16 protein-coding genes and 1 pseudogene are annotated in these 18,938 nt (G+C 56.4%); 6 read left to right on the top strand and 11 right to left on the bottom strand.

The annotated features are described in order from the left end of the window. Window positions 1-13: 13 nt before the first annotated feature. Window positions 14-1,027, top strand: a complete 1,014-nt coding sequence (locus QMY55_RS08970) for a LysR family transcriptional regulator (RefSeq protein WP_283488275.1) — start codon at window positions 14-16, stop codon at window positions 1,025-1,027. A 230-nt stretch (window positions 1,028-1,257) separates the two neighbouring features. Here QMY55_RS08970 and QMY55_RS08965 read toward each other — a convergent pair whose 3' ends face one another. Next, window positions 1,258-1,596 carry a GNAT family N-acetyltransferase gene (locus tag QMY55_RS08965; RefSeq protein ID WP_283488274.1) on the bottom strand — a complete coding sequence of 113 codons (339 nt, stop codon included), beginning with the start codon at window positions 1,594-1,596 and terminating at the stop codon, window positions 1,258-1,260. A gap of 162 nt (window positions 1,597-1,758) precedes the next feature. Here QMY55_RS08965 and egtD point away from each other — a divergent pair, with 162 nt between their 5' ends. Both egtD and egtB read left to right on the top strand, forming a co-directional pair. Continuing rightward, window positions 1,759-2,724 (top strand): L-histidine N(alpha)-methyltransferase, encoded by a 966-nt coding sequence (gene egtD / locus QMY55_RS08960; RefSeq protein ID WP_283488273.1) that lies wholly within the window; start codon window positions 1,759-1,761, stop codon window positions 2,722-2,724. Beyond that, the gene (gene egtB / locus QMY55_RS08955; protein WP_407650649.1) at window positions 2,711-3,940 is read left to right on the top strand and encodes an ergothioneine biosynthesis protein EgtB; all 1,230 of its coding nucleotides are present in this window, start codon (window positions 2,711-2,713) and stop codon (window positions 3,938-3,940) included. Before egtD ends, egtB begins: the two co-directional genes overlap by 14 nt. 778 nt (window positions 3,941-4,718) lie before the next feature. Here the strand turns inward: egtB and QMY55_RS08950 are convergent. Then, entirely contained in the window at window positions 4,719-5,153 is a 435-nt protein-coding gene (locus QMY55_RS08950; RefSeq protein WP_283488271.1) for an EamA family transporter, read from the bottom strand. A 316-nt stretch (window positions 5,154-5,469) separates the two neighbouring features. Further along, window positions 5,470-5,784, bottom strand: a complete 315-nt coding sequence (locus QMY55_RS08945; RefSeq protein ID WP_283488270.1) for a helix-turn-helix domain-containing protein — start codon at window positions 5,782-5,784, stop codon at window positions 5,470-5,472. A gap of 588 nt (window positions 5,785-6,372) precedes the next feature. On the opposite strand from QMY55_RS08945, the gene QMY55_RS08940 reads away from it, so the two are divergent. Next, the gene (locus QMY55_RS08940) at window positions 6,373-7,821 is read left to right on the top strand and encodes a sensor domain-containing diguanylate cyclase (RefSeq protein WP_283488908.1); all 1,449 of its coding nucleotides are present in this window, start codon (window positions 6,373-6,375) and stop codon (window positions 7,819-7,821) included. A 299-nt stretch (window positions 7,822-8,120) separates the two neighbouring features. Here the strand turns inward: QMY55_RS08940 and QMY55_RS08935 are convergent, their stop codons facing one another. From QMY55_RS08935 to cysD, 8 genes and pseudogenes are all read right to left on the bottom strand, one after another. Continuing rightward, the gene (locus QMY55_RS08935) at window positions 8,121-8,513 is read right to left on the bottom strand and encodes a nuclear transport factor 2 family protein (RefSeq protein ID WP_283488269.1); all 393 of its coding nucleotides are present in this window, start codon (window positions 8,511-8,513) and stop codon (window positions 8,121-8,123) included. A gap of 30 nt (window positions 8,514-8,543) precedes the next feature. After that, a complete protein-coding gene (locus QMY55_RS08930; protein ID WP_283488268.1) occupies window positions 8,544-9,338 on the bottom strand; it encodes an SDR family oxidoreductase in 795 nt (264 codons plus the stop codon). Between the two features lie 42 nt (window positions 9,339-9,380). After that, a complete protein-coding gene (locus tag QMY55_RS08925; RefSeq protein ID WP_283488267.1) occupies window positions 9,381-9,860 on the bottom strand; it encodes an SRPBCC domain-containing protein in 480 nt (159 codons plus the stop codon). Between the two features lie 13 nt (window positions 9,861-9,873). Next, window positions 9,874-10,329: a nuclear transport factor 2 family protein gene (locus QMY55_RS08920; protein WP_283488266.1), complete on the bottom strand. Its 456-nt coding sequence runs from the start codon at window positions 10,327-10,329 to the stop codon at window positions 9,874-9,876. Between the two features lie 294 nt (window positions 10,330-10,623). Then, window positions 10,624-11,811 carry a sulfotransferase family protein gene (locus QMY55_RS08915; RefSeq protein WP_283488265.1) on the bottom strand — a complete coding sequence of 396 codons (1,188 nt, stop codon included), beginning with the start codon at window positions 11,809-11,811 and terminating at the stop codon, window positions 10,624-10,626. Continuing rightward, window positions 11,808-12,917, bottom strand: a complete 1,110-nt coding sequence (locus tag QMY55_RS08910; RefSeq protein ID WP_283488263.1) for a DUF1214 domain-containing protein — start codon at window positions 12,915-12,917, stop codon at window positions 11,808-11,810. Before QMY55_RS08910 ends, QMY55_RS08915 begins: the two co-directional genes overlap by 4 nt. A gap of 113 nt (window positions 12,918-13,030) precedes the next feature. After that, window positions 13,031-14,944 carry a sulfate adenylyltransferase subunit CysN gene (gene cysN, locus QMY55_RS08905; RefSeq protein WP_283488262.1) on the bottom strand — a complete coding sequence of 638 codons (1,914 nt, stop codon included), beginning with the start codon at window positions 14,942-14,944 and terminating at the stop codon, window positions 13,031-13,033. Continuing rightward, window positions 14,944-15,846 (bottom strand): annotated as a pseudogene (gene cysD / locus QMY55_RS08900) (sulfate adenylyltransferase subunit CysD); the annotation flags it as partial. The pseudogene cysD and the gene cysN, both read right to left, overlap by 1 nt. Before the next feature lie 1,134 nt (window positions 15,847-16,980). Here cysD and cysQ point away from each other — a divergent pair. Both cysQ and QMY55_RS08890 read left to right on the top strand, forming a co-directional pair. After that, window positions 16,981-17,754 carry a 3'(2'),5'-bisphosphate nucleotidase CysQ gene (gene cysQ, locus QMY55_RS08895; RefSeq protein WP_283488261.1) on the top strand — a complete coding sequence of 258 codons (774 nt, stop codon included), beginning with the start codon at window positions 16,981-16,983 and terminating at the stop codon, window positions 17,752-17,754. Between the two features lie 83 nt (window positions 17,755-17,837). Continuing rightward, window positions 17,838-18,809 (top strand): Bug family tripartite tricarboxylate transporter substrate binding protein, encoded by a 972-nt coding sequence (locus QMY55_RS08890; RefSeq protein ID WP_283488260.1) that lies wholly within the window; start codon window positions 17,838-17,840, stop codon window positions 18,807-18,809. The last annotated feature ends 129 nt before the right edge of the window (window positions 18,810-18,938 follow it).

Below are 18,938 nucleotides of genomic sequence, written 5' to 3'. Positions count from 1 at the left end.
GCATAGGCATCGTGTGAAGCAGACGCAGTGTGCGCCAGTCCATGCAAAAGAAAAAGCTAAGCGATCTATCTACGTTATTAAGCTTTGCTTAAAAATAGAAGCCATGAAACCCGAAATACTCGCCTATCTGGCAGCCTTTGAGCAGGTAGCCCAGCATCGCAGTCTGACCTATGCCGCCCACGCCATAGGAGTCACGCCGGCCGCACTATCTCAAACCATCAAAAAGCTGGAAACCCGTCTGGATGTGCGCTTGTTCGATCGGACAACGCGCAGCGTCAATCTGACAGAAGCAGGAAGAATCTATCTGGAGCGCATTTCCCCAGCTCTCGCCAACCTGCGCGAGGCGACAGAAGATCTTCAGCTCAAGGCGGGCGTCGAAGGCGGCACGCTGCGCCTGACCATCTCCCACCCCGCGGGCCAGGTGCTGGTCGAGCCCATGCTCGCCGAGTTCTTTGCACACCATCCGCACATTCATGTCGAGCTGGTCTATGACGATGGCTTTGTGGACATTGTGCGAGAAGGGTTTGACATCGGCATACGCAATGGCGAGTCGCTGGAGGGCGATATGGTTGCCGTGCCACTCACGCAGGACCTGACCATGTGCTTTGGCGCATCTCCTGCCTACCTCAGCGTACATGGCACACCGCAACACCCTGAGGAGCTGGAACAGCATCAGTGCATCAACTACCGCATGAGCAGCAGCGGCGCAGTCTACAAATGGGAATTCAATATCGACGGCAAACTGAGCGAGCGAGCCGTGAGCGGCCCCCTGACCGTCAATAATGGCGACACGGCCATGCGCGCCGCCCTGGATGGCATCGGCGTGATTACTGGCTGGCGCGAATCTATGTCTGACGCATTCAATGCGGGTCAGTTAGTTGAAGTGCTAAAGCCCTATTGGGCCAGCTTCCCAGGCTTCTACGCCTATTACCCCCACCGTACGCATTTACCTCTCAAAACCCGGATTTTTCTTGATTTTTTGGTCCAGCATGTGCATCGCAAGATGCCTGTCCAAGTCAGCAAATAGATGTTTCTAAAACCATCCGATCCATTCACTCAATTCACGAGAGCTGAAGGCGTTTTCCAGGACGCTAGACATATAAAAGCACATCACTCCGATGCTGATTCAGTACAGAGAAATATCCGCTTGGGCTCCTGAGATCGATAATCTGGCTTTCTCTCGCTAACCACTGAGACTGGTGCGCAGTATTCAACCACCAGATCTTCATCGAAGAGCAGGTAGGTTAATTCAACTCGTCAGACGAGCACATCGCGTATCGACACATCCTTGTCAAACTGCGCCTTGGCAAAAGGGCATAGTGGTAGCACTTTGGTGCCACTCGCGCGCGCCCAAGCCACCAGCGCATTGAGCAGTTGACGGCCTACACCTTCGCCGCGCAGCGACTCGTCGACATCGGTGTGATCGATGATGATCATGGAAGCGTTCGTGCGGCTATATGTCATCTCGGCAATGCGCTGCCCAGTTTTTTCGACATAGAACGCACCTTTGGAATTTTCTTCTTGATGGTGGACGACGTATTGCATGGACAAACTGTAAGGTAAGCGTTCGGTATTTGTCGAGGCTTGAAATGCCATGCTCATGCTGAACTGGCTGCTGCATACTCAACAGGACTCGTTGATAAAAACATTGAGCATCCGTGGAGGAACCCCAAGCCTGACTTGCACTCCCACAAAAGAGACTGAGCCGTCATACTACTTCGCTTGCAAGCGCCATCACCGACGCTAAAGGACTCGATCATGTTTTGCTCTATCAACGATGTCATATCGCCTGTGGTGGAGTCATCGGCCTTGCACGCTGCCCGGGCCGATCTGCTGCACGGATTGCTGCAACCGCAGGCGCGCATCTCCCCCAAGTACCTGTACGACGCGCGCGGTTGCGAGTTGTTCGAGCAAATCACCCGGCTGCCCGAGTATTACCCCACGCGCACCGAGGCGGCCATCCTTGCCGACGCAGGGCCGGCCATGGCGCAGGTCTTGCAGGGCTGCGAAGTGCTGATCGAGTTGGGTGCCGGCAACTGCGAGAAGGTGCGCGCGCTGTGCCGCAGCCTGCGGCCGCGCCACTTCGTCGGCGTGGACATCGCCGGCGACTTCCTGAGCCAGGCGGTGTGCCGGCTCGCGGATGAATTCCCCGGGCTGGACGCGCGCGCTGTGCAGGCCGACATCACCGGGCCGCTGCAACTGCCGCCCGATCTGCCGCGCAACGGGCGGCTGGTGTTCTATCCCGGCTCGTCCATAGGCAACTTCGATCCGGCCGATGCACTGGCCATGCTGCGGCGCATGCACGAACTGCTGGGGCCCGATGGCGGGCTGCTGATCGGCATCGACCTGCCCAAGCCCCTGCAGTGGCTGGAGCCCGCTTACGACGATGCCCAGGGCGTGACGGCGCGCTTCAACCTGAATGTGCTCAGCCATGTGAACCGCCTGCTCGGCAGCGATTTCGGCGAGGACGACTGGGCCCACCACGCCTTCTTCAACTCCGGGCATTCGCGCATCGAGATGCACCTGCGTGCACGCCGGCCGCTGACCGTGGCCTGGCCTGGCGGCGGGCGGCACTTTGCCGAGAGCGAGACCATCCACACCGAGAACAGCTACAAATACCCGCTGTCGCAGTTCCAGGCGACGCTTGCCGAGGCTGGCTTCGGCGTCTGCCAGGTTTGGACCGACGAGCGGCAGTGGTTTGCCATGGTGCATGCCCATGCCTGATCTTCGCCAGCGTTACGAAGCAGTGCGCCAACGCACGTTGAAGCTGGCTGAGCCGTTATCGGCCGAGGATGCCTGCGTGCAGTCCATGTCCGACGCCAGCCCGGCTAAATGGCATCTGGCTCATACCACCTGGTTTTTCGAGACTTTTGTTTTGGGATCACAGCCTCCGTTCGACGCGGATTTTCGCGTGCTGTTCAACTCGTACTACCAGCAGGTTGGCGACCGCCATCCGCGCGCGCAGCGCGGGCTGCTCACACGGCCGTCGCTGGCCCGGGTATTCGATTACCGCGCTGCGGTCGATGAGCGCATACATGCGCTGTTGACGCAGCACACGCCGCAGCCAGTGGTTGAGCTAGTGGAGCTTGGTCTCCAGCATGAGCAGCAGCACCAGGAACTGCTGCTCACCGACATCAAGCACCTGCTGTCCTGTCACCCGCTGTGGCCGGCCTACCAACCGCTGCAGGCGACAGCAGCCGAAGCCCCGCCGCCTGCCGCACCGGCCTGGCTGCCTGTGGCATCGGGGCTGCGGGAGATCGGCCATGTGGGCGAGGGCTTTGCCTTCGACAACGAGCGGCCGCGGCACCAAGTCTTCCTGCCGGGCTGCGAGATCGCCAGCCGGCCGGTGAACAATGCGGAGTTCCTGCAGTTCGTCGAAGCCGGGGGTTATGCCCAGCCGCAATGGTGGCTGGCCGAGGGCTGGGACTGGTGCTGCGCGCAGCAGTTGGCCCATCCCTGGTACTGGCGCCGGGCGAGCCAGCCCGGGCAGACGGTGGCGGGCTGGCAAGAGTTCAGCCTGCATGGTGCATTGCCGCTGGATGGCCGTCGGCCAGTGTCCCATCTGTCGTACTACGAGGCAGATGCCTATGCGCGCTGGGCCGGGGCCCGGCTGCCAACCGAGGCCGAATGGGAGGTTGCCTGGGCGAAGGCGATGGCGCTGCAGTCCGGGCTGCAGGCCTTGCACCCGGCCGGGACCGCAGGCGACGGCCTGGGCCAGGTCTGGGAATGGACCCAGTCGTCCTATGCGCCGTACCCGGGCTTTCGCATCGCCGATGGCGCGGTGGGCGAGTACAACGGCAAGTTCATGGTCAACCAGTACGTGCTGCGTGGCGGCTCGTGCCTCACGCCACCCGGCCATACGCGTGCCAGCTACCGCAATTTCTTTCCAGCTTCGGCGCGTTGGCAGATGACGGGACTGCGGCTGGCACGGGATGGGTAATGTGATGAAAGCCAAGCGGGCGATACGAAGAAGCCGCAGCTGCAACCATGGCCTTGCTTCAATCTTTTGCAGCAGAACGCTCAGTACGCGCAACGCCATTAAGCGATGCCTTGGACGGCTCAAGCAGTACCGGAGAGCCCACTTCATGGCCTTCCTCTGCCTGGCGGCTTCTCTGACTTGGGCTCCAGAATGGATGTCGATTCAACCGCATGAGTCGCGCGGCTGAGTTGCTTTGAGACATGCCGCGGGACGGCGAGATACTGCTGCACAGCCTAATGTGAATAAGCCCAAGGGAATCCATCGGCAGTTATCCTGCTGCTGCGCCCACCAGGGAATCCAGAAAGGCCTGCACTTTTCGGGAATATCTACGATTCGGAAGATAGGCTGCGTAGACACAAAAGCTCTGCTCCTGCGGATTGATCTCGTAGTCTTCAAATAGTCGCCGTAGACGCCCTGCTCTCACATCCTCCTGCACCGAACCACTCTTCCCCGGCAAGGACGTGATGAAGCCCGAGCAGGCTGAGATAGAGCGACGGCGCAAAGAAGTTGCCAAGCTCAAGATCGAGCGCGATGACGTGCTGGCATTGGGAGAGCACTGCGAACTGCACCGCATTGAGCAACTGATCGCTTGGACACATCAGTCCGATAAAGCTCTAGGAAGCTTGAGTTGGTGTCTACGAACCAGGCAACAGCCCAGTGCAAGATGTCGACTCGCTAGCCAGAGACACTGCATTGATCTCAGGAGCCACAAGTGTACAGAGGTACTTACCTGGGTCGTTCACCGCTTGAATGCAAGCACCAGAACGCCTGATGCCACCAGCGCGATCCCTGACCACTCGCGCAAGGACGGCCGCTCCCCCAGAAAAATGACGGCAAACAACGCAACGAGAACCAAGCTGAATTTGTCCACGGGAGCAACCTGGGATGCTGCGCCGATCTTTAGCGCACGGAAATAGCACACCCAGGACGCGCCTGTCGCCAACCCTGAAAGCCCTAGGAATACCCATGTCCGCGGAGAGAGGCTTAAGGGGTTAGTCCATTTGCCTGTCAGCCCAACAAATGCCGACAGCACAACGATGATGATGACCGTGCGAATGAGCGTGGCTAAGTCCGAGTCCACGCCCTGAATGCCGATTTTGGCAAAAATGGCGGTGAGCGCGGCAAACACGGCAGACAGTACCGCCCAATAGAACCAACCTGTAGAAGTTGCCATGCAAGTCTCCTATCCGATGCAGTCATCCCGAGATCAATTGGCGTTTGGATGTAGAGCACATTGATTTTCGTCGCACAGGTACGGGAAAACCGTTTGATGTCCAGCGTGCTCACGACCATGGTGACTTCAATAGGCTGGTCTGCCAAGTCAAAAAATAGACCGCATGTGCGTCCGTCGTTGCCCATGAAGCTTTCGGCGGTCTTTTTCATGGATCGCCAATCGTGGCAGAAAGTCATCTCGGCTACGCAAGATGCCGGAGCAACTCGGTTGAACAATGGCCCCACCAAGTGGCGCGATGCAGCAGCTAGCCTTTTCATTAAGAGGTGCGAAACCGGATGCGATATTCGGCAGGCGTGGTGTTCAGTTGCCTGCGGAACGCACGGGTCAGCGTATCAGTGGTATGCAGGCCACAGGCTGTGGCAATGCGCTCCAGTGGCTCATCCGTCGTCTCCAGTCGATTGCGCGCCACCTCCACGCGCACGGACTCGATGTATGCAGCGGGTATGGTGCGCAGCTCGGTCTTGAACAGGCACGCCAGTTGTCGTTCGCTGACGTGGATACGCTCAGCCAAGAGTGGCAGCGTAAGCGGCTGAGCGAGGTTCTGCGCGATGTGCTGATGTAGTGCGTCCATGCGGCGCGCGGTTGGCCTTACCAGAGCCAACCACATTGATGGCAGGCTTCATTGCAAAGCAAGGTCGTTGCTAGCAGGAAGCCAAAAGACCGCAAGGGGGCGGCAACAGGCCACGCAACCCGTCATTTACGTTCTCATCCCCACGGTACACCCCACCGCGAACCAACCAAGCCCCCAATGGCTCGTAACATTTGCTGCCGTAAACCTTTCCTCAATCGCTTAGCCCTTGCCTTGCTATGAGCTTGGGTTAGATGTAGCCACACGCCTTCGTTTTGATTCATTCATATCGACTGATTTGCATCAACTCACGTCAGAAAATTGAAATATCCAATCACATGCCACCTCGAGCTGAACCAAACTATTCAACAATTTTCATTGTTGCCTGATGGTTCCAGGTTGAGAGCGTCTGTGTCGTCAGACGGCACTTGGTATCAGGAATTTGGCAGCGCTCAACCTTAGTAACGTAAGTGCACGGAGATAGCAAAAGTTGTGACGCGCAACGTTACCGATTCATTTCGATGGTTTTCTTTCAGGCAAGACCTCCACGGGTCCATCATCACAACCGCCGGAGTCGTGATTGCGGTGTTGATGGCGACTATTTGCGCGGCGGTCCTGTACCAAAGTCGCGTTGATGCAATGGATCGCGCAGCAGAGGCATCTCGTAATGTGGCTCTCCTGGCCGAGCGTGACATTGAGCGAACTTTTGAGCTCTATGCACTGTCGCTTCAAGCTGCCGTTGAAGGAATGAGCGACCCCGAAGTGCTCGCTGCCTCACCTCAGCTGCGCAATATGGCGCTGTTCGACAGGGCCGCAACTGCGACTCATCTAGGATCGATGCTGGTGCTGGATGCAGAGGGCAGTATCCTCATTGATGCAGCAAGCAGCGTGCCGAGAAAGGCTAATTTCGCAGACCGCGAATATTTCCAGGTGCATCGAGACCACCCGGACGTCGGTTTGTATGTGGGCCGCCCCTACGCCTCACGGTTGCGTGATGGCTCTTTGAGTATTCCGCTAAGCCGTCGGATTTCTCGCGCTGATGGATCTTTTGCAGGGATTGTGCTGATCGCTGTGCAGTTGGATTACTTTCACAACCTGTTTTCAGCACTGTCTCTTGGGCCACATGGGTCCATAGCGCTGATACGGCGCGACGGCACGATGATCATGCGTCAGCCCTACGACGAGAAAGTCATTGGAAGTGATATACACAACGCCAGTACTTTCAAGCAGTTTCTATTGGCAGCTGAGGGTAGTTTTTCAGGCACCTCAACCATCGATGGGGTGCAGCGGCGCTATTACTTTAAGAATCTCTCCAATTTGCCACTCATCATCATGGTGGCAGAGGCTCACTCCGACATCTACGCTGCCTGGCGGCATCGCGCGCTCACCATCTCCGTAGTCCTGGGCATACTCGTCGTCGCCTTCATCGCCTTGTCCATCGCTTTAGGAACACAGATGAAGCGAAGAAGATTGGCTGAGTCAGAGCTTGCAATGCTGGCCAGGACCGATGGACTGACGGGATTGAACAACCGCCGCACGCTTGACGAAATCCTCGATCAGGAATGGCGTCGTGCCAGGCGCAACGGCAGCATGCTCTCGTTGCTGTTCATGGACATTGATAGATTCAAGAGCTACAACGATACCTATGGTCACCAAGCTGGCGATGAGGCCTTAGTGGCCGTCGCAAAGTGTATTGCCAACAATATTCGCCGCCCTGGAGACAGTGCAGCTCGCTATGGCGGTGAGGAGTTCGTGGTCGTCTTGCCAGACACCACGCAGGATGGAGCCATCAACATCGCGGAGAGCATTCGCATGAAAGTCTCCGACCTCTCGATTAAGAATCGAGGCAGCGAGTACGGCCATATCACGATTAGCGTAGGCGTGGTGACCTGGACGCCTGAATGGGAAACCGATATAGCAGCTTTTATCTACGCGGCCGATCAAGCGCTATACAGCGCCAAGACGACAGGCCGTAACAGAGTTGCAGTGTCTACGGCCCATTTCGCCAGCTATGCGCTGGACAAGCAGGCCAGTACATAGAAAAAAGGGGATCCTTATCCAAACTCATACCTGATTGCATATTTCGGTTGAGATGTTTGACGAATGCGTTGCATCGATCGGTTGAATCCACAGCTGAGAAGCGCCTTTGAATTTTTATCGCACAACAGCCACCGTTACCGGTACCGAACATCGAGCGGCTTGGACTGCCTCCTATGCTCAAAAGATAGGCCAAGACTGCCTACTACCTGCCTAGATGCAGTCCCATCGCCATCAATGTACCGATACGCTGCTCGTAATAGATTGCGATGTGATGCGACAACCACTGCTCAGAGGTTCAATCATCTCCAGCAGCCGCCTGTAGCCGTGCGTTGCACTCGCCACTGACCGGCGACTTTGATATAGCAGTCTTCGTGCAGCGCACTGCCAGTGAGGATGATCTGCTCATCAAGATTGATAAGCAGATCATTGAGGTACCAGATTCCCGTAACAGTGTCGCCATCGATCTTGATTTCTGGCATATGCCCGTTGTGCATGCCCAAACGCCGGCTGGTGAAGGCATTGCGGTAGAAATTCATGGCTTCGTCGATACCATTGATCTCGTACTGGTAGGTTGGGCTGTCAGCGCGGAGATGTACATCATCTGCCAGAACGGTTTGCAAAAGCTCTAGATTGCAGGTGTCGGTGCTGCGGAAGTAGCGTGCCTTGAGTTGTTTGATTTCCTCAATATCCAAAAAAGTCTGCAGGCCGTTCTCCGCTGAAATTTAGTGAGGTAGGTAATGACCGCCACTGACGTCCAGTTGAGCGCCCGTCACCGCTCGCGCATAGTCGCTGGCCAGATAGAGCGCGGCTGAAGCGCAATCTGCATCATCCGGGATCTCATTGCGCAATGGAATCTGCTTGGCGATGAGATCTACCAGTGACTCCATAGGAACGCCCTGACGCTTGGCTTCGGCCTGGAAATAAGTTTTGACAGGAGCACCCCACATCCATCCGTTGTAGGTGCTATTGATGCGAATACCAAAAGGCCCCAAATCCTCTGCCAGATATTGCACTGCTGTTTTTAAGGCGCCTTTGGATACCGCGTAGCCTGCCTCCAGCTGATTGGGACGGCGAGTCGCCATGGTGTTGATCATCACAATGCTGCCGTCTTTTTGTTTTTTCATCTGCGGAACAACCGCCTGGGTCATGTTCATGGAGCCATACAGATTGACTTCCATGACCTTGCGCCAGTCGTCCATAGACGAGTTGCTCGAGGATTCCCAGGTCCCATGTGCATAGGCCGAGTTGATCAGCGCATCGATGCGACCGAACTTAGCGATGGTTAGCTCTGCGAGCCGCTGGCATTGCTCGGGCAGGGAGATATCGGTGGCGACTTTGAGAATTTCGCAGGAGTAGCCTGCATCGCGAATGGTTTGCTCCGTTTCATCCAGCATGGACTGCGTGCGGGCAGCCAGCACCACGGCCTTGGCCTGATACTCTGCCGCGCGCAGGGCGAGTTTGATGCCCATGCCGGGGCCGATGCCAGAGATGATGATGACTTTGTTCTTCAAGAGCATGAAGGCCTCCTTGGGTTTATAGGTTTAGGGATTAGTTGCTTTTCAGAACGCAGCCTTGGTGCGGGCGAAATGGAGTTCCTCTGAACGGCTTTTGACATCGACAGCCACCTGATCAAAGGCGATCTTTACCCAGGCACCATGCTCGCGCATGATCGTGTCTGCGTTCAGTCCAAGGAATTGGTCGGTGGTGAAATAGGTGCAGCGGTTGGTGTCAATCGCCTCTATGTATTGATCGCGGCGTGCGGCATCCTTGTTTCCTGGCACTGGGCGCTGCTCCCAGGACAGCAGTTGCTCGGGTTCAAATGCCACCAGATACTCATTGACTGGCCAGACTTCGCTCGTCAGCGGATGACGAATTTTCATCTCAACGAGGTCATTGAGCTTGAGCCCACAGCGGATGTCGGGACAGAAACGATTCCAGAGATGATAGTTTTCCAGATCCGCCAGCACTTCCCAGACCACGCTGGCGGGTGCATTGATTTCCACTTTGATGGAGGTGACTAGATTGGCTGCTTTGGTCATATTGGATGTCGCTTCAGTTGATGGGTTTGGAGGTGATCTGCAATTGCTCGCTCAGCGGCTCAACGGTTTCAAGCAGGGTCTTGTAGCCAGTCTCTGCAATCCACCAGCGGCCACCACGCCTGACATAGCGGTCTTCATAGATCGCACCGCCGTGCATATGCGTTTTCTCTTCGAGGTTGATAAAAACGTAGTTCAAATACCAAAGCGCGGTGGCCTCGTCTCCCTTGACCTCAATCTCCGGTGTGTGGCCGTTGTGCATGGCCAGGCGGGTCTTGGTAAAAGAGGTTCTGTAGAAGTCGAGCGCCTTGTCTATGCCGACCAGATGGAATTCATAGGCAGGGCTTTTGAAAGCCAGTTTGATATCTGATGTCAAGAGGCCCTGCAGCAATTCCAGGTTGCAGGTATCAATAGCGCGAAAGTAGCGCGCCTTGAGTTGTTTGATGAGCTCAATGGCCTCTAAGTCCAACATATGTTTTGTCTCCTTTTACGATGAGCCAGTCTTAGGCGCTGACTTGATGAAAGCTGGTGAGGATGCAGAGCTCGGACTCGCAGACCAGATAGGCATGCAGGCCCGCAGCCACTGCTTGGTCGGCGCCGGGATGGACACAGCATGAATACGCTGTCCAGCGACAGACTGAGACACAAATCTGCGAAGCACTACAGTGCTTGCAAATCCATCAGGGACTGGCACCAGTTGTCAGCCGAATGCTGCGCGGGCACCACAGGCTGAACATGATTTTTTCCATAGAGCCGAACTCTCCTCTCAGCCCTGGGTTTGCAGATGCCTGGACCGATACAGCGCATAGTCGCTTTGCATCTGCTGCTCACTCAGACCAAACGTTTCCAGGCTGTAGTCATGGCCCGCACGCTTCTCACGGCCGTTGCTGGACAGCCATTGCTGCGCATCGGCGCGGGCTTTCTCGGTGAAGGGCAGCTTGGCAAACTTATAGACCTCCTCGAGCACCTCCATGGGCTTGGCCACGGTGTCTGAGAAGTGGATATCCAGGAAGCGCTGGCTGTCCTGCTGCTCGCGTACCTGCATGGTGTGGTGAATGCCACGCGCCATGCGGCTGTTCCACTGCCGACCTGCGGAGCGCGGGTCCGGCTGATCGCTGTAGATCTGCCACAGCGTATGCGCCATGCTGGCCATGGAGGGGATGGTCTGCGCGGGCTCGCGATGGGTCAGAATGACCTGAGCCTGGGGAAAGACGGACAGCAGAATTTCCAGCGTATGCAGATGCTGCGGGGCCTTGAGCAGCCAGCGCTGGCCCTGCGCTTCACCGCGCTGATGCTTTTGCCATTGCAGAAACTGAAGCATCTTCTTGAGCTGCGTATAGACGGGGCGTTGATCCTGCTGATCCAGCCAGGCCGTGTAGCTGGGCACATCGGCGTAGGCATCCATGGCGCAGAGAAAGGAATGCTCCATGAGCATGAATTCCTCGTCGCACAGCGTGGCGCTCATGGGGTGGATGGACAGAATCTGCGGAATGGCCTCAATCATCTGAGCCACTTCCGCCTTGGCCATTGCAATGCGGTTTGCACAATCTTGCGGACCCTCCCCTGTCAGCGGCGCGGGGTAGCGGGTCTCCCACCAGGCCGCAGAGTAAAAGCGCGGGTCAACGGCTAGTGTTCGCTGCAGCATGGTGGTGCCGGTGCGCGGCAGACCCACGATGACCAATGGGTCTTCGATCCCGACCTGTGCAATTTCGGGGAAGCGCTTGAAATAGTCTTCCATGATCAGACGGTTGACCAGTTGGCCCACGAGTCGCTCGCGCATCATGGCAATGCCGGCCGCAGACAGTTTCGCTTCGGTGTTCAGCGCTTGAGTTAGAGCTTCAAGCGCTTGTTGATAGTTGTCATCGCCAAAATTCACTAGGCCTGGTGCGCGCTCACGCGCAGCTTGCAGCAGCTCCTGGACCTGCAGTGCTTGGGGGTTTACATGGGCGTTCATACAGTCTCCGTCAACTGGTCCATCGAGATCACCTGGGTCGTGGGGTGGCACTGTTCCTTGGCTCCGACCCAGCGCAGGCACATGGTTCCCTGGCGCACGCCGGCTGTCTGCAGCCAGTTGGCAATGCCGGGGTCTTTTTCACTCAGCACCAAAGTGACGCCGCCGTTTTCGTCGTACTGCGCCTGATGCTTGTTGATGCAGATCTGGTGGTAGCGGTAGTCCAAAGACTCCAGCCAGTAGTTATTGATCTGCAGATTCCAGAACGAACATTCCGGAACCTTGTCGATATGAATGACCAGGGCCTGGTTCTCGCTCAGTTCCCAGTGCGAGTGGTAGTAAAAGATATTGGGATCACCGCCGACGGATTGGCAGGAGGCCTGATCGGCTGGCGGCAACTGATTGCTATGAGGAAGATAGCTTTGAGCCCAATCTGCAAAAAGCTTGGCGGTGTTTTCGACAAAGGATGTCACGCGCTGCAGCGACTGCGCCAGCACCTGCGGATCCAGTGGGCCGGGGGTGTCCGTGGTGCCAATGCGCTCGATGGCGAGCTTGGCGGGAACTTCGATCTTGCGGTCCATGAAGGTCTGGCGCACCAGCAAGGACACCGAGGCATCTTCCATGGGCAGCCAATTACCCGGCTGCGGGTCACGGCTGACGATGAGTTCGAAGTCGCCGTTCTCATCAGTCTGGAGCTGTGTGGCGTCGATAAACCCGGTAACGACCATGCGGCCATCGGTTTCATAGCCGCCTTTTTGCGTGGCAATGCTCAGGTAGGAAACCGTGCCCCGGTTGCCATGAATGCGGTATTGCATGGAACCGTTGAGGCGCGAGTATTCGTAAATATTGTCCGGGTTGTCCGCGCCAATCTTGGCAGTTTCGTGCGAGGTCTTGAAGAAGCTGGGAAACGCCGGGTCGGCGAATTCCACATGCATCTCCAGTGCGATGCGCAGCAGTCGGGTCAGATAGCGATAGCCTTCTGCCCGCGTTGCGGGGTCGGCAGGGGTTTCGGGACGCAGAATCTGCTGGCCGCAGCGCTTGAGGTGATCGCAGAACTGCGACCAGGTTTCGCCGCTGAGCAGTTGTTCATTGATGGTTTGGGTATCCATGATCTGGCTTTCTTTGTGTACCGCGCATTGCCAGGTGGTGGCTGTGTGCGGTGGATGAAAGAAGAAAGAGGGGCGTTGCAAAGGCTGGCAACGCCACAGTTCATCCAGTTGCTTTAGTCTTCCGCAGCTATGATTTCGCGGGCCACCAGTTCGGCGATGATCTTGTCCACGGCCTCTTGCGCAGTCATCGTGGGGGTGGATATATGAATGTCCGGAGACTCCGGCACTTCAAACGGTGAGTCGATCCCCGTGAAGTTCTTCAGCTCGCCACGGCGCACTTTCTTGTAGAGGCCCTTAGGGTCACGCTCTTCGGCAACGGAAAGCGGTGTGTCGATGAATACTTCGAGGAACTCGCCATCTTTCACCAGCTTGCGCGCCATTTCGCGCTCTGCCTGGAATGGCGAGATGAAGGCGGTGATGGCAATCAGCCCGGCGTCCACAAACAGCTTGCCTACTTCAGCGACGCGACGAATGTTCTCCACGCGGTCTGCGTCGGTGAAGCCAAGGTCGCGATTGAGGCCGTGGCGCACGTTGTCGCCGTCGAGCAGATAGGTATGCCGGCCACGCGCATGCAGACGGGTTTCGAGCAGGTTCGCAATGGTGGATTTGCCAGCGCCCGACAGACCGGTAAACCATAGCAGGGCCGGCTTTTGATGCATGCGTTCGGAGCGCGCTTCTTGGTTCACATTCACATGCTGCATATGAATGTTCTGCGAGCGACGCAGCGAAAAGTCGATCAGACCCGCGCCCACCGTGGCGTTGCTCAGGCGATCAATCAGGATGAAGCTGCCTGTTTCGCGATTGTCCTTATAGGCATCGAAAGCGATAGGCTGGCTGCTGGACAGATTGCAGACGCCGATTTCATTGAGCGCCAGCTCCTTCGCAGCCAGGTGCTCCAGCGTGTTGACATTGATCTTGTACTTGGGTGCGGCAAAGGTGACGGGAATTGTCTTACCGCCAATCTTCATCAGATATGGGCGACCACCGAGCATGGGCTGCTCATGCATCCAGATCAGCGTGACCTGGAACTGATCGGCCACATCGGAAGGTGCATCGGCGACAGCAATCACATCGCCCCGGCTGCAGTCCACCTCGTCAGCCAAGGTCAGAGCGACGGACTGACCGGCAACAGCCTGCTGCAGATCACCATCTTGGGTGACGACGCGCGCAACCTTGGTCACGCGCCCGCTGGGCAGGATGCGGACGGTATCTCCGGGGTGAATCTGGCCGCTGGCAATGCAGCCCGCAAAGCCGCGGAAGTCGAGGTTGGGGCGGTTGACCCATTGCACAGGCATGCGAAACGGCAGCTTCTGCTGGCGCGCTTCGTCAATTTCCACCGTCTCCAGATAACCCATGAGCGTGGTACCGCGGTACCAGGGCATGTGCTCGCTCTGCTCGGTGATATTGTCGCCACGCAAGGCTGACATGGGGATGGCCGTGATGTCTTCCAGATTGATTTTCTTGGCGAACTCGCGGTAGTCGGCCACGATGTCGTTGAAGACTTTTTCGGAATAACCCATCAAGTCCATCTTGTTGACGGCCAGCACGATTTTGCGTATGCCAATCAGCGATGCCAGATAGCTATGGCGCTTGGATTGAGTCAGCACACCTCGGCGCGCATCAATCATCACCACGGCGACATCGGCGGTGGAGGCACCGGTGACCATATTGCGGGTGTACTGCTCATGGCCAGGCGTGTCGGCCACGATGAACTTGCGCTGGTCGGTCGAAAAGAAGCGGTAGGCCACATCAATGGTGATGCCTTGCTCGCGTTCTGCAGCCAGACCATCGACCAGCAGCGCGAAATCGAGCTCGCCGCCCTGCGTGCCGACCTTTTTGGAGTCAGCGACCAGTGCTTCCATCTGGTCCTCAAACAGCATCTTGGATTCGTACAGCAAGCGTCCGATCAGCGTGCTCTTGCCGTCATCCACGCTGCCGCAGGTGATGAAGCGCAGCAGGCTTTTCTGCTCGTGCGCCTTCAGGTATTTCTCGATATCTTCAGAGATGAGTGCGGATACATGTGACATCAGAAATACCCCTCTTGCTTCTTCTTTTCCATGGATGCGGCCGAGTCGTGGTCGATCATCCGGCCCTGTCGTTCCGAAGTACGGGTCAGCAGCATTTCCTGAATGATCTTGGGCAAGCTATTAGCGTCGGATTCGACGGCACCCGTCAGGGGGTAGCAGCCCAGGGTGCGAAAGCGAACATTGCGCATCATGGGAACTTCGCCACTCTTGAGCGGCATGCGCTCGTCATCGACCATCAGCAGCGTGCCGTCTCGCTCCACCACTGGGCGAGGCGCTGAAAAATAGAGTGGAACGATGGGGATGTTTTCGAGATAGATGTATTGCCAGATATCCAGCTCGGTCCAGTTGGACAGCGGGAACACTCGGATTGATTCGCCTTTGTTCTTGCGTGTGTTGTACAGATGCCAGAGTTCCGGACGCTGGTTCTTGGGATCCCAGCGGTGCTGGTCCGAGCGGAAGGAAAAGATGCGTTCCTTGGCGCGAGACTTCTCTTCATCGCGGCGCGCACCACCAAAGGCGGCGTCGAAGCCATACTTGTCGAGAGCCTGTTTCAAACCTTCGGTTTTCATGACGTCGGTATGAATTTGCGAGCCATGCTTGAATGGGCTGATACCCATTTCAAGACCTTCGGGGTTGATGTGGACCAACAGATCCATGCCTAGCTTGGCTGCCATCTGATCGCGAAAGCGATACATGTCCTGAAACTTCCAGGTTGTGTCCACATGTAGCAAAGGGAAAGGTGGTTTACCCGGATAGAAGGCCTTCATCGCCAGATGCAGCATGACTGCACTGTCCTTACCGATGGAGTAGAGCATGACGGGGTTTTCTGCCTCAGCAACAACCTCGCGCATGGCCTGAATGCTTTCGGCTTCCAGCCTTTGCAAATGAGTCAGCACCACAGATTTCTCCTTGGTTTTTGGTTTTGGGTGCTGCCAACTGTAGGAGTCCGCTAAATCAAATTTTTGCGCGAATTGATGTTTTAGAATTTGCTGCGCCATGCTCGCCATAGGGTCGAGCTTCGGTGGCGCTGGGGCTTTTGCTGACGTGCTTTTCGGTGTCAACGATGTGTCTTGTGCGGCCTTCAGAATGCTGCTGGCCAATTCACTCGAGTGGCTGAGCATCTCTGTGGCGACAGGCAAATGAAACAGGCGCAGCCATTCGTTGCTGTCGCCTGAAAGCGATGAAAAAGTGGCGGCGCGCTGCCACTGCATGGCCGGAAGCAGGGCAAAGATCTTGCCTTCGTTGGAGCGCCCTAGGCGATCAAAAAAATCTTCCAGATGCGCGGCGCGCAGGCTGCCCTCGTACGGTTGCCAGTACACCTTGCCGCGATTGTTGACGGCACGCAGGATGCCGTGCCTGAGGCGTCCTGGGCAGTTGTTATGGGCGCCAAAATCGTCGATCCAAACAATGCTGGCACTCTCTTTTCTGGCTTGCTCGCAAATGTCCAGATAAGTGCTGGCGTACCAGCGTTGCACATTGGTGGAGGCCCGCTTCATGCGCTTGACAGGGCGGTCGGCATTGAGATTCCAGCGCTGCAGGTATTGGGCGCTGGTGCGCTCAGGCAACTCCAGCTGCTGACGCTGAAAGATCAGCTGCTGCATGGCTTCCAGCTGCCACAGCAGAAACGGCAAGCCATGGTCAGCAGGCTGAGAGCTGACCAGTTGGACATAGATGTCCTGCTCCTGTGTTGCGGACAAGGTGCGGCCTTCGCCGGGCTTGCGACCGCGCTCGCGCACGAGAACGGCATTCCAGCCTCCTTCCTGCCAGGCTTTATGGGCGGCAATGATGGTTGGCGTGGACAGGCCTGTTGCCATGCCGACCTCTTTGAGCGTTTTGCCTTCAAGCCGCAATTTCACGGCCTGAATTCGCAGTGGATTGATTTCTTGGACGCTGAGTTTCTTACCAACAGCCATGCGCATTCCTGTTAAACATTCAATCGCTTATTTGCGGAAATCCGGATGCATTTACTGTCGGCCTATCCTCTGAATGGCACATAGGCCAAACGGACCATATGAATAACAAAACAGGAGATTTTTGTGACTCTGACTCAAGGCGCACTGCTTGAAGACGTTATGACCATCACCCGCGAAGCGGGTGCATTAATCATGGAGATCTACCGCGACGACTTTGAAGTGCGCGGCAAGCAGGATGCATCGCCGGTGACTGAAGCCGACGAAAAGGCCGAGCGTCTGATTCTTGAGCGTCTGGATGCCTTGCAGCCGCGGTTTCCCGTCGTTTCTGAAGAAGCTGCTGCTGCGGGATATGTTCCTGAGATGGGGCAATGCTTCTGGCTGGTCGATCCTCTCGATGGCACCAAGGAATTCATTAATCGCAATGGCGAGTTCACCGTCAATATTGCGCTGATCGAAAATGGAGCCCCTGTGCTGGGCGTCGTTTTCGCACCAGCGCTGGATCGCATGTACGCAGGTGCCACTGGACTTGGAGCATGGCTGGAAGTGCAAGGGAAGCGCCAATCCATTGAATGCCGAAACATTCCAGACGACGGTCTTGATGTGGTGGCCAGTCGTTCGCACGGCGATGCTGATGCGCTGGATCAGTTTCTCGATGGGCGCTTGGTGCGGTCGCTTAAAAGTGCAGGCTCATCGCTCAAAATTTGTCTAGTCGCCGAAGGAAAAGCAGACCTCTACCCCCGCTTGGGGCGCACCATGGAATGGGATATCGCTGCGGGCCATGCGGTGCTGGTCGCTGCAGGTGGCCAGATTCATGCGCTCAATGGAGATGTTCTGAGCTACGGGAAGCAAGATTTGAGCAACCCTCATTTCTATGCCTGCTCGGCAAATTACTGCTGATTTCAAGCTATCACACCGTAATGTTCACCCACCCTGAATGCTTGGGATGCGGGCATTCCCTTTGCCGTTCTGTTTGACGATTGATGAACTTTGCCACAACGCTAATTCGAGCCTGCCTACTTTGCGGGCTGCTGATGAGTGCAGCTTGTGCCGATAAAGCAGCATCTCGCCAACCCATCAAAATTGTTGTTGGCTTCGAAGCCGGTGGTGCGATGGACACCTTGGCGCGCGCGTTTGCCAGTCGGCTCTCCGCGCGACTGCAACGTCCCGTCTATGTGGAAAACAGGGCGGGCGCAGGCGGAGCCATTGCTGCGAACTATGTTGCGCAATCCAGACCCGATGGAAATACGCTGCTCTTGGCGTCGCCTGCCGAAATTTTCATCAATCCAATCTACAGCAGAAGCCGGGAGTCGGGCGAAGTCGCTGACATGGTGCCGGTGGCCAAAGTCTCTTCTGCTCCTATTGTTCTTGTCACACGGGGTGACTCCGCAATACATCAGCTGGGGGATATCGCAACTGCAGCCCAGAAAAATATCCGTGGCCTGAGCTTCGCATCCTCAGGAGTGGGCAGCTTGCAGCATTTGGTGGGAGAGAGCTTGGGCAAAGCCCTGGGGGTGGAGTTATTGCATGTCCCATACGTGGGGGGTGCTTCCGCAACTGCAAGCCTGATGAGCAATCAAGTGGACTTACTGATTGCGGGGCTTGCTCCCATCGCTCCCCATCTGGAAAGTCAAAAGATACACGCATTAGGCATTGCATCGGCTCACAGGTCTAAACGCTTCTCCGATGTCCCAACTTTTCATGAAAAGGGGCTACAAGGCGTCAGCTTTGAATATTGGCAAGGAATCTTTCTTCCCAAGAGGGCTTCATCCGAACTGGCTCTATTTCTATCCTCCGAGATCAACAACGTGATCAAAGACGCGAGCTTTGTGGATCAATTAGAAAATTTAGGTTTTGAAGTTGCATACAAGGACTACGAGCAGTTCAAGCCATTTTTGCAGGCAGAAGATCAGAGCTACCGAAGCTTCTTTAGGAAAAGCGGCTTTTTATATTGAACTCGTGATTTTTTCGTTCAAGCTCAACTAGATCATTTGAAGTAGGAGTCGTCGCACAGAATCTGCCTTGGCTTAGGTTAAATGACTGCATCGAGCCTGCAGCGCTTGTTCATGAACTGTGATAACGCG

This window comes from Comamonas resistens (genome assembly GCF_030064165.1).
GTDB lineage: Bacteria > Pseudomonadota > Gammaproteobacteria > Burkholderiales > Burkholderiaceae_C > Comamonas > Comamonas resistens.
The sequence above is the reverse complement of the archived record's forward strand: the minus strand, read 5'-3'. Positions and strand labels throughout refer to the sequence as shown.

What these genes read in the sequence shown, in the direction of transcription:
- QMY55_RS08965 (WP_283488274.1), bottom strand. Translation starts at nt 1,596, where the DNA reads ATGGCATTTCAAGCCTCGACAAATACCGAACGCTTACCTTACAGTTTG.
- egtD (WP_283488273.1), top strand. Translation starts at nt 1,759, where the DNA reads ATGTTTTGCTCTATCAACGATGTCATATCGCCTGTGGTGGAGTCATCG.
- egtB (WP_407650649.1), top strand. Translation starts at nt 2,711, where the DNA reads ATGCCCATGCCTGATCTTCGCCAGCGTTACGAAGCAGTGCGCCAACGC.
- QMY55_RS08950 (WP_283488271.1), bottom strand. Translation starts at nt 5,153, where the DNA reads ATGGCAACTTCTACAGGTTGGTTCTATTGGGCGGTACTGTCTGCCGTG.
- QMY55_RS08945 (WP_283488270.1), bottom strand. Translation starts at nt 5,784, where the DNA reads ATGGACGCACTACATCAGCACATCGCGCAGAACCTCGCTCAGCCGCTT.
- QMY55_RS08940 (WP_283488908.1), top strand. Translation starts at nt 6,373, where the DNA reads ATGGCGACTATTTGCGCGGCGGTCCTGTACCAAAGTCGCGTTGATGCA.
- QMY55_RS08930 (WP_283488268.1), bottom strand. Translation starts at nt 9,338, where the DNA reads ATGCTCTTGAAGAACAAAGTCATCATCATCTCTGGCATCGGCCCCGGC.
- QMY55_RS08925 (WP_283488267.1), bottom strand. Translation starts at nt 9,860, where the DNA reads ATGACCAAAGCAGCCAATCTAGTCACCTCCATCAAAGTGGAAATCAAT.
- QMY55_RS08920 (WP_283488266.1), bottom strand. Translation starts at nt 10,329, where the DNA reads ATGTTGGACTTAGAGGCCATTGAGCTCATCAAACAACTCAAGGCGCGC.
- QMY55_RS08915 (WP_283488265.1), bottom strand. Translation starts at nt 11,811, where the DNA reads ATGAACGCCCATGTAAACCCCCAAGCACTGCAGGTCCAGGAGCTGCTG.
- QMY55_RS08910 (WP_283488263.1), bottom strand. Translation starts at nt 12,917, where the DNA reads ATGGATACCCAAACCATCAATGAACAACTGCTCAGCGGCGAAACCTGG.
- cysN (WP_283488262.1), bottom strand. Translation starts at nt 14,944, where the DNA reads ATGTCACATGTATCCGCACTCATCTCTGAAGATATCGAGAAATACCTG.
- QMY55_RS08890 (WP_283488260.1), top strand. Translation starts at nt 17,838, where the DNA reads ATGAACTTTGCCACAACGCTAATTCGAGCCTGCCTACTTTGCGGGCTG.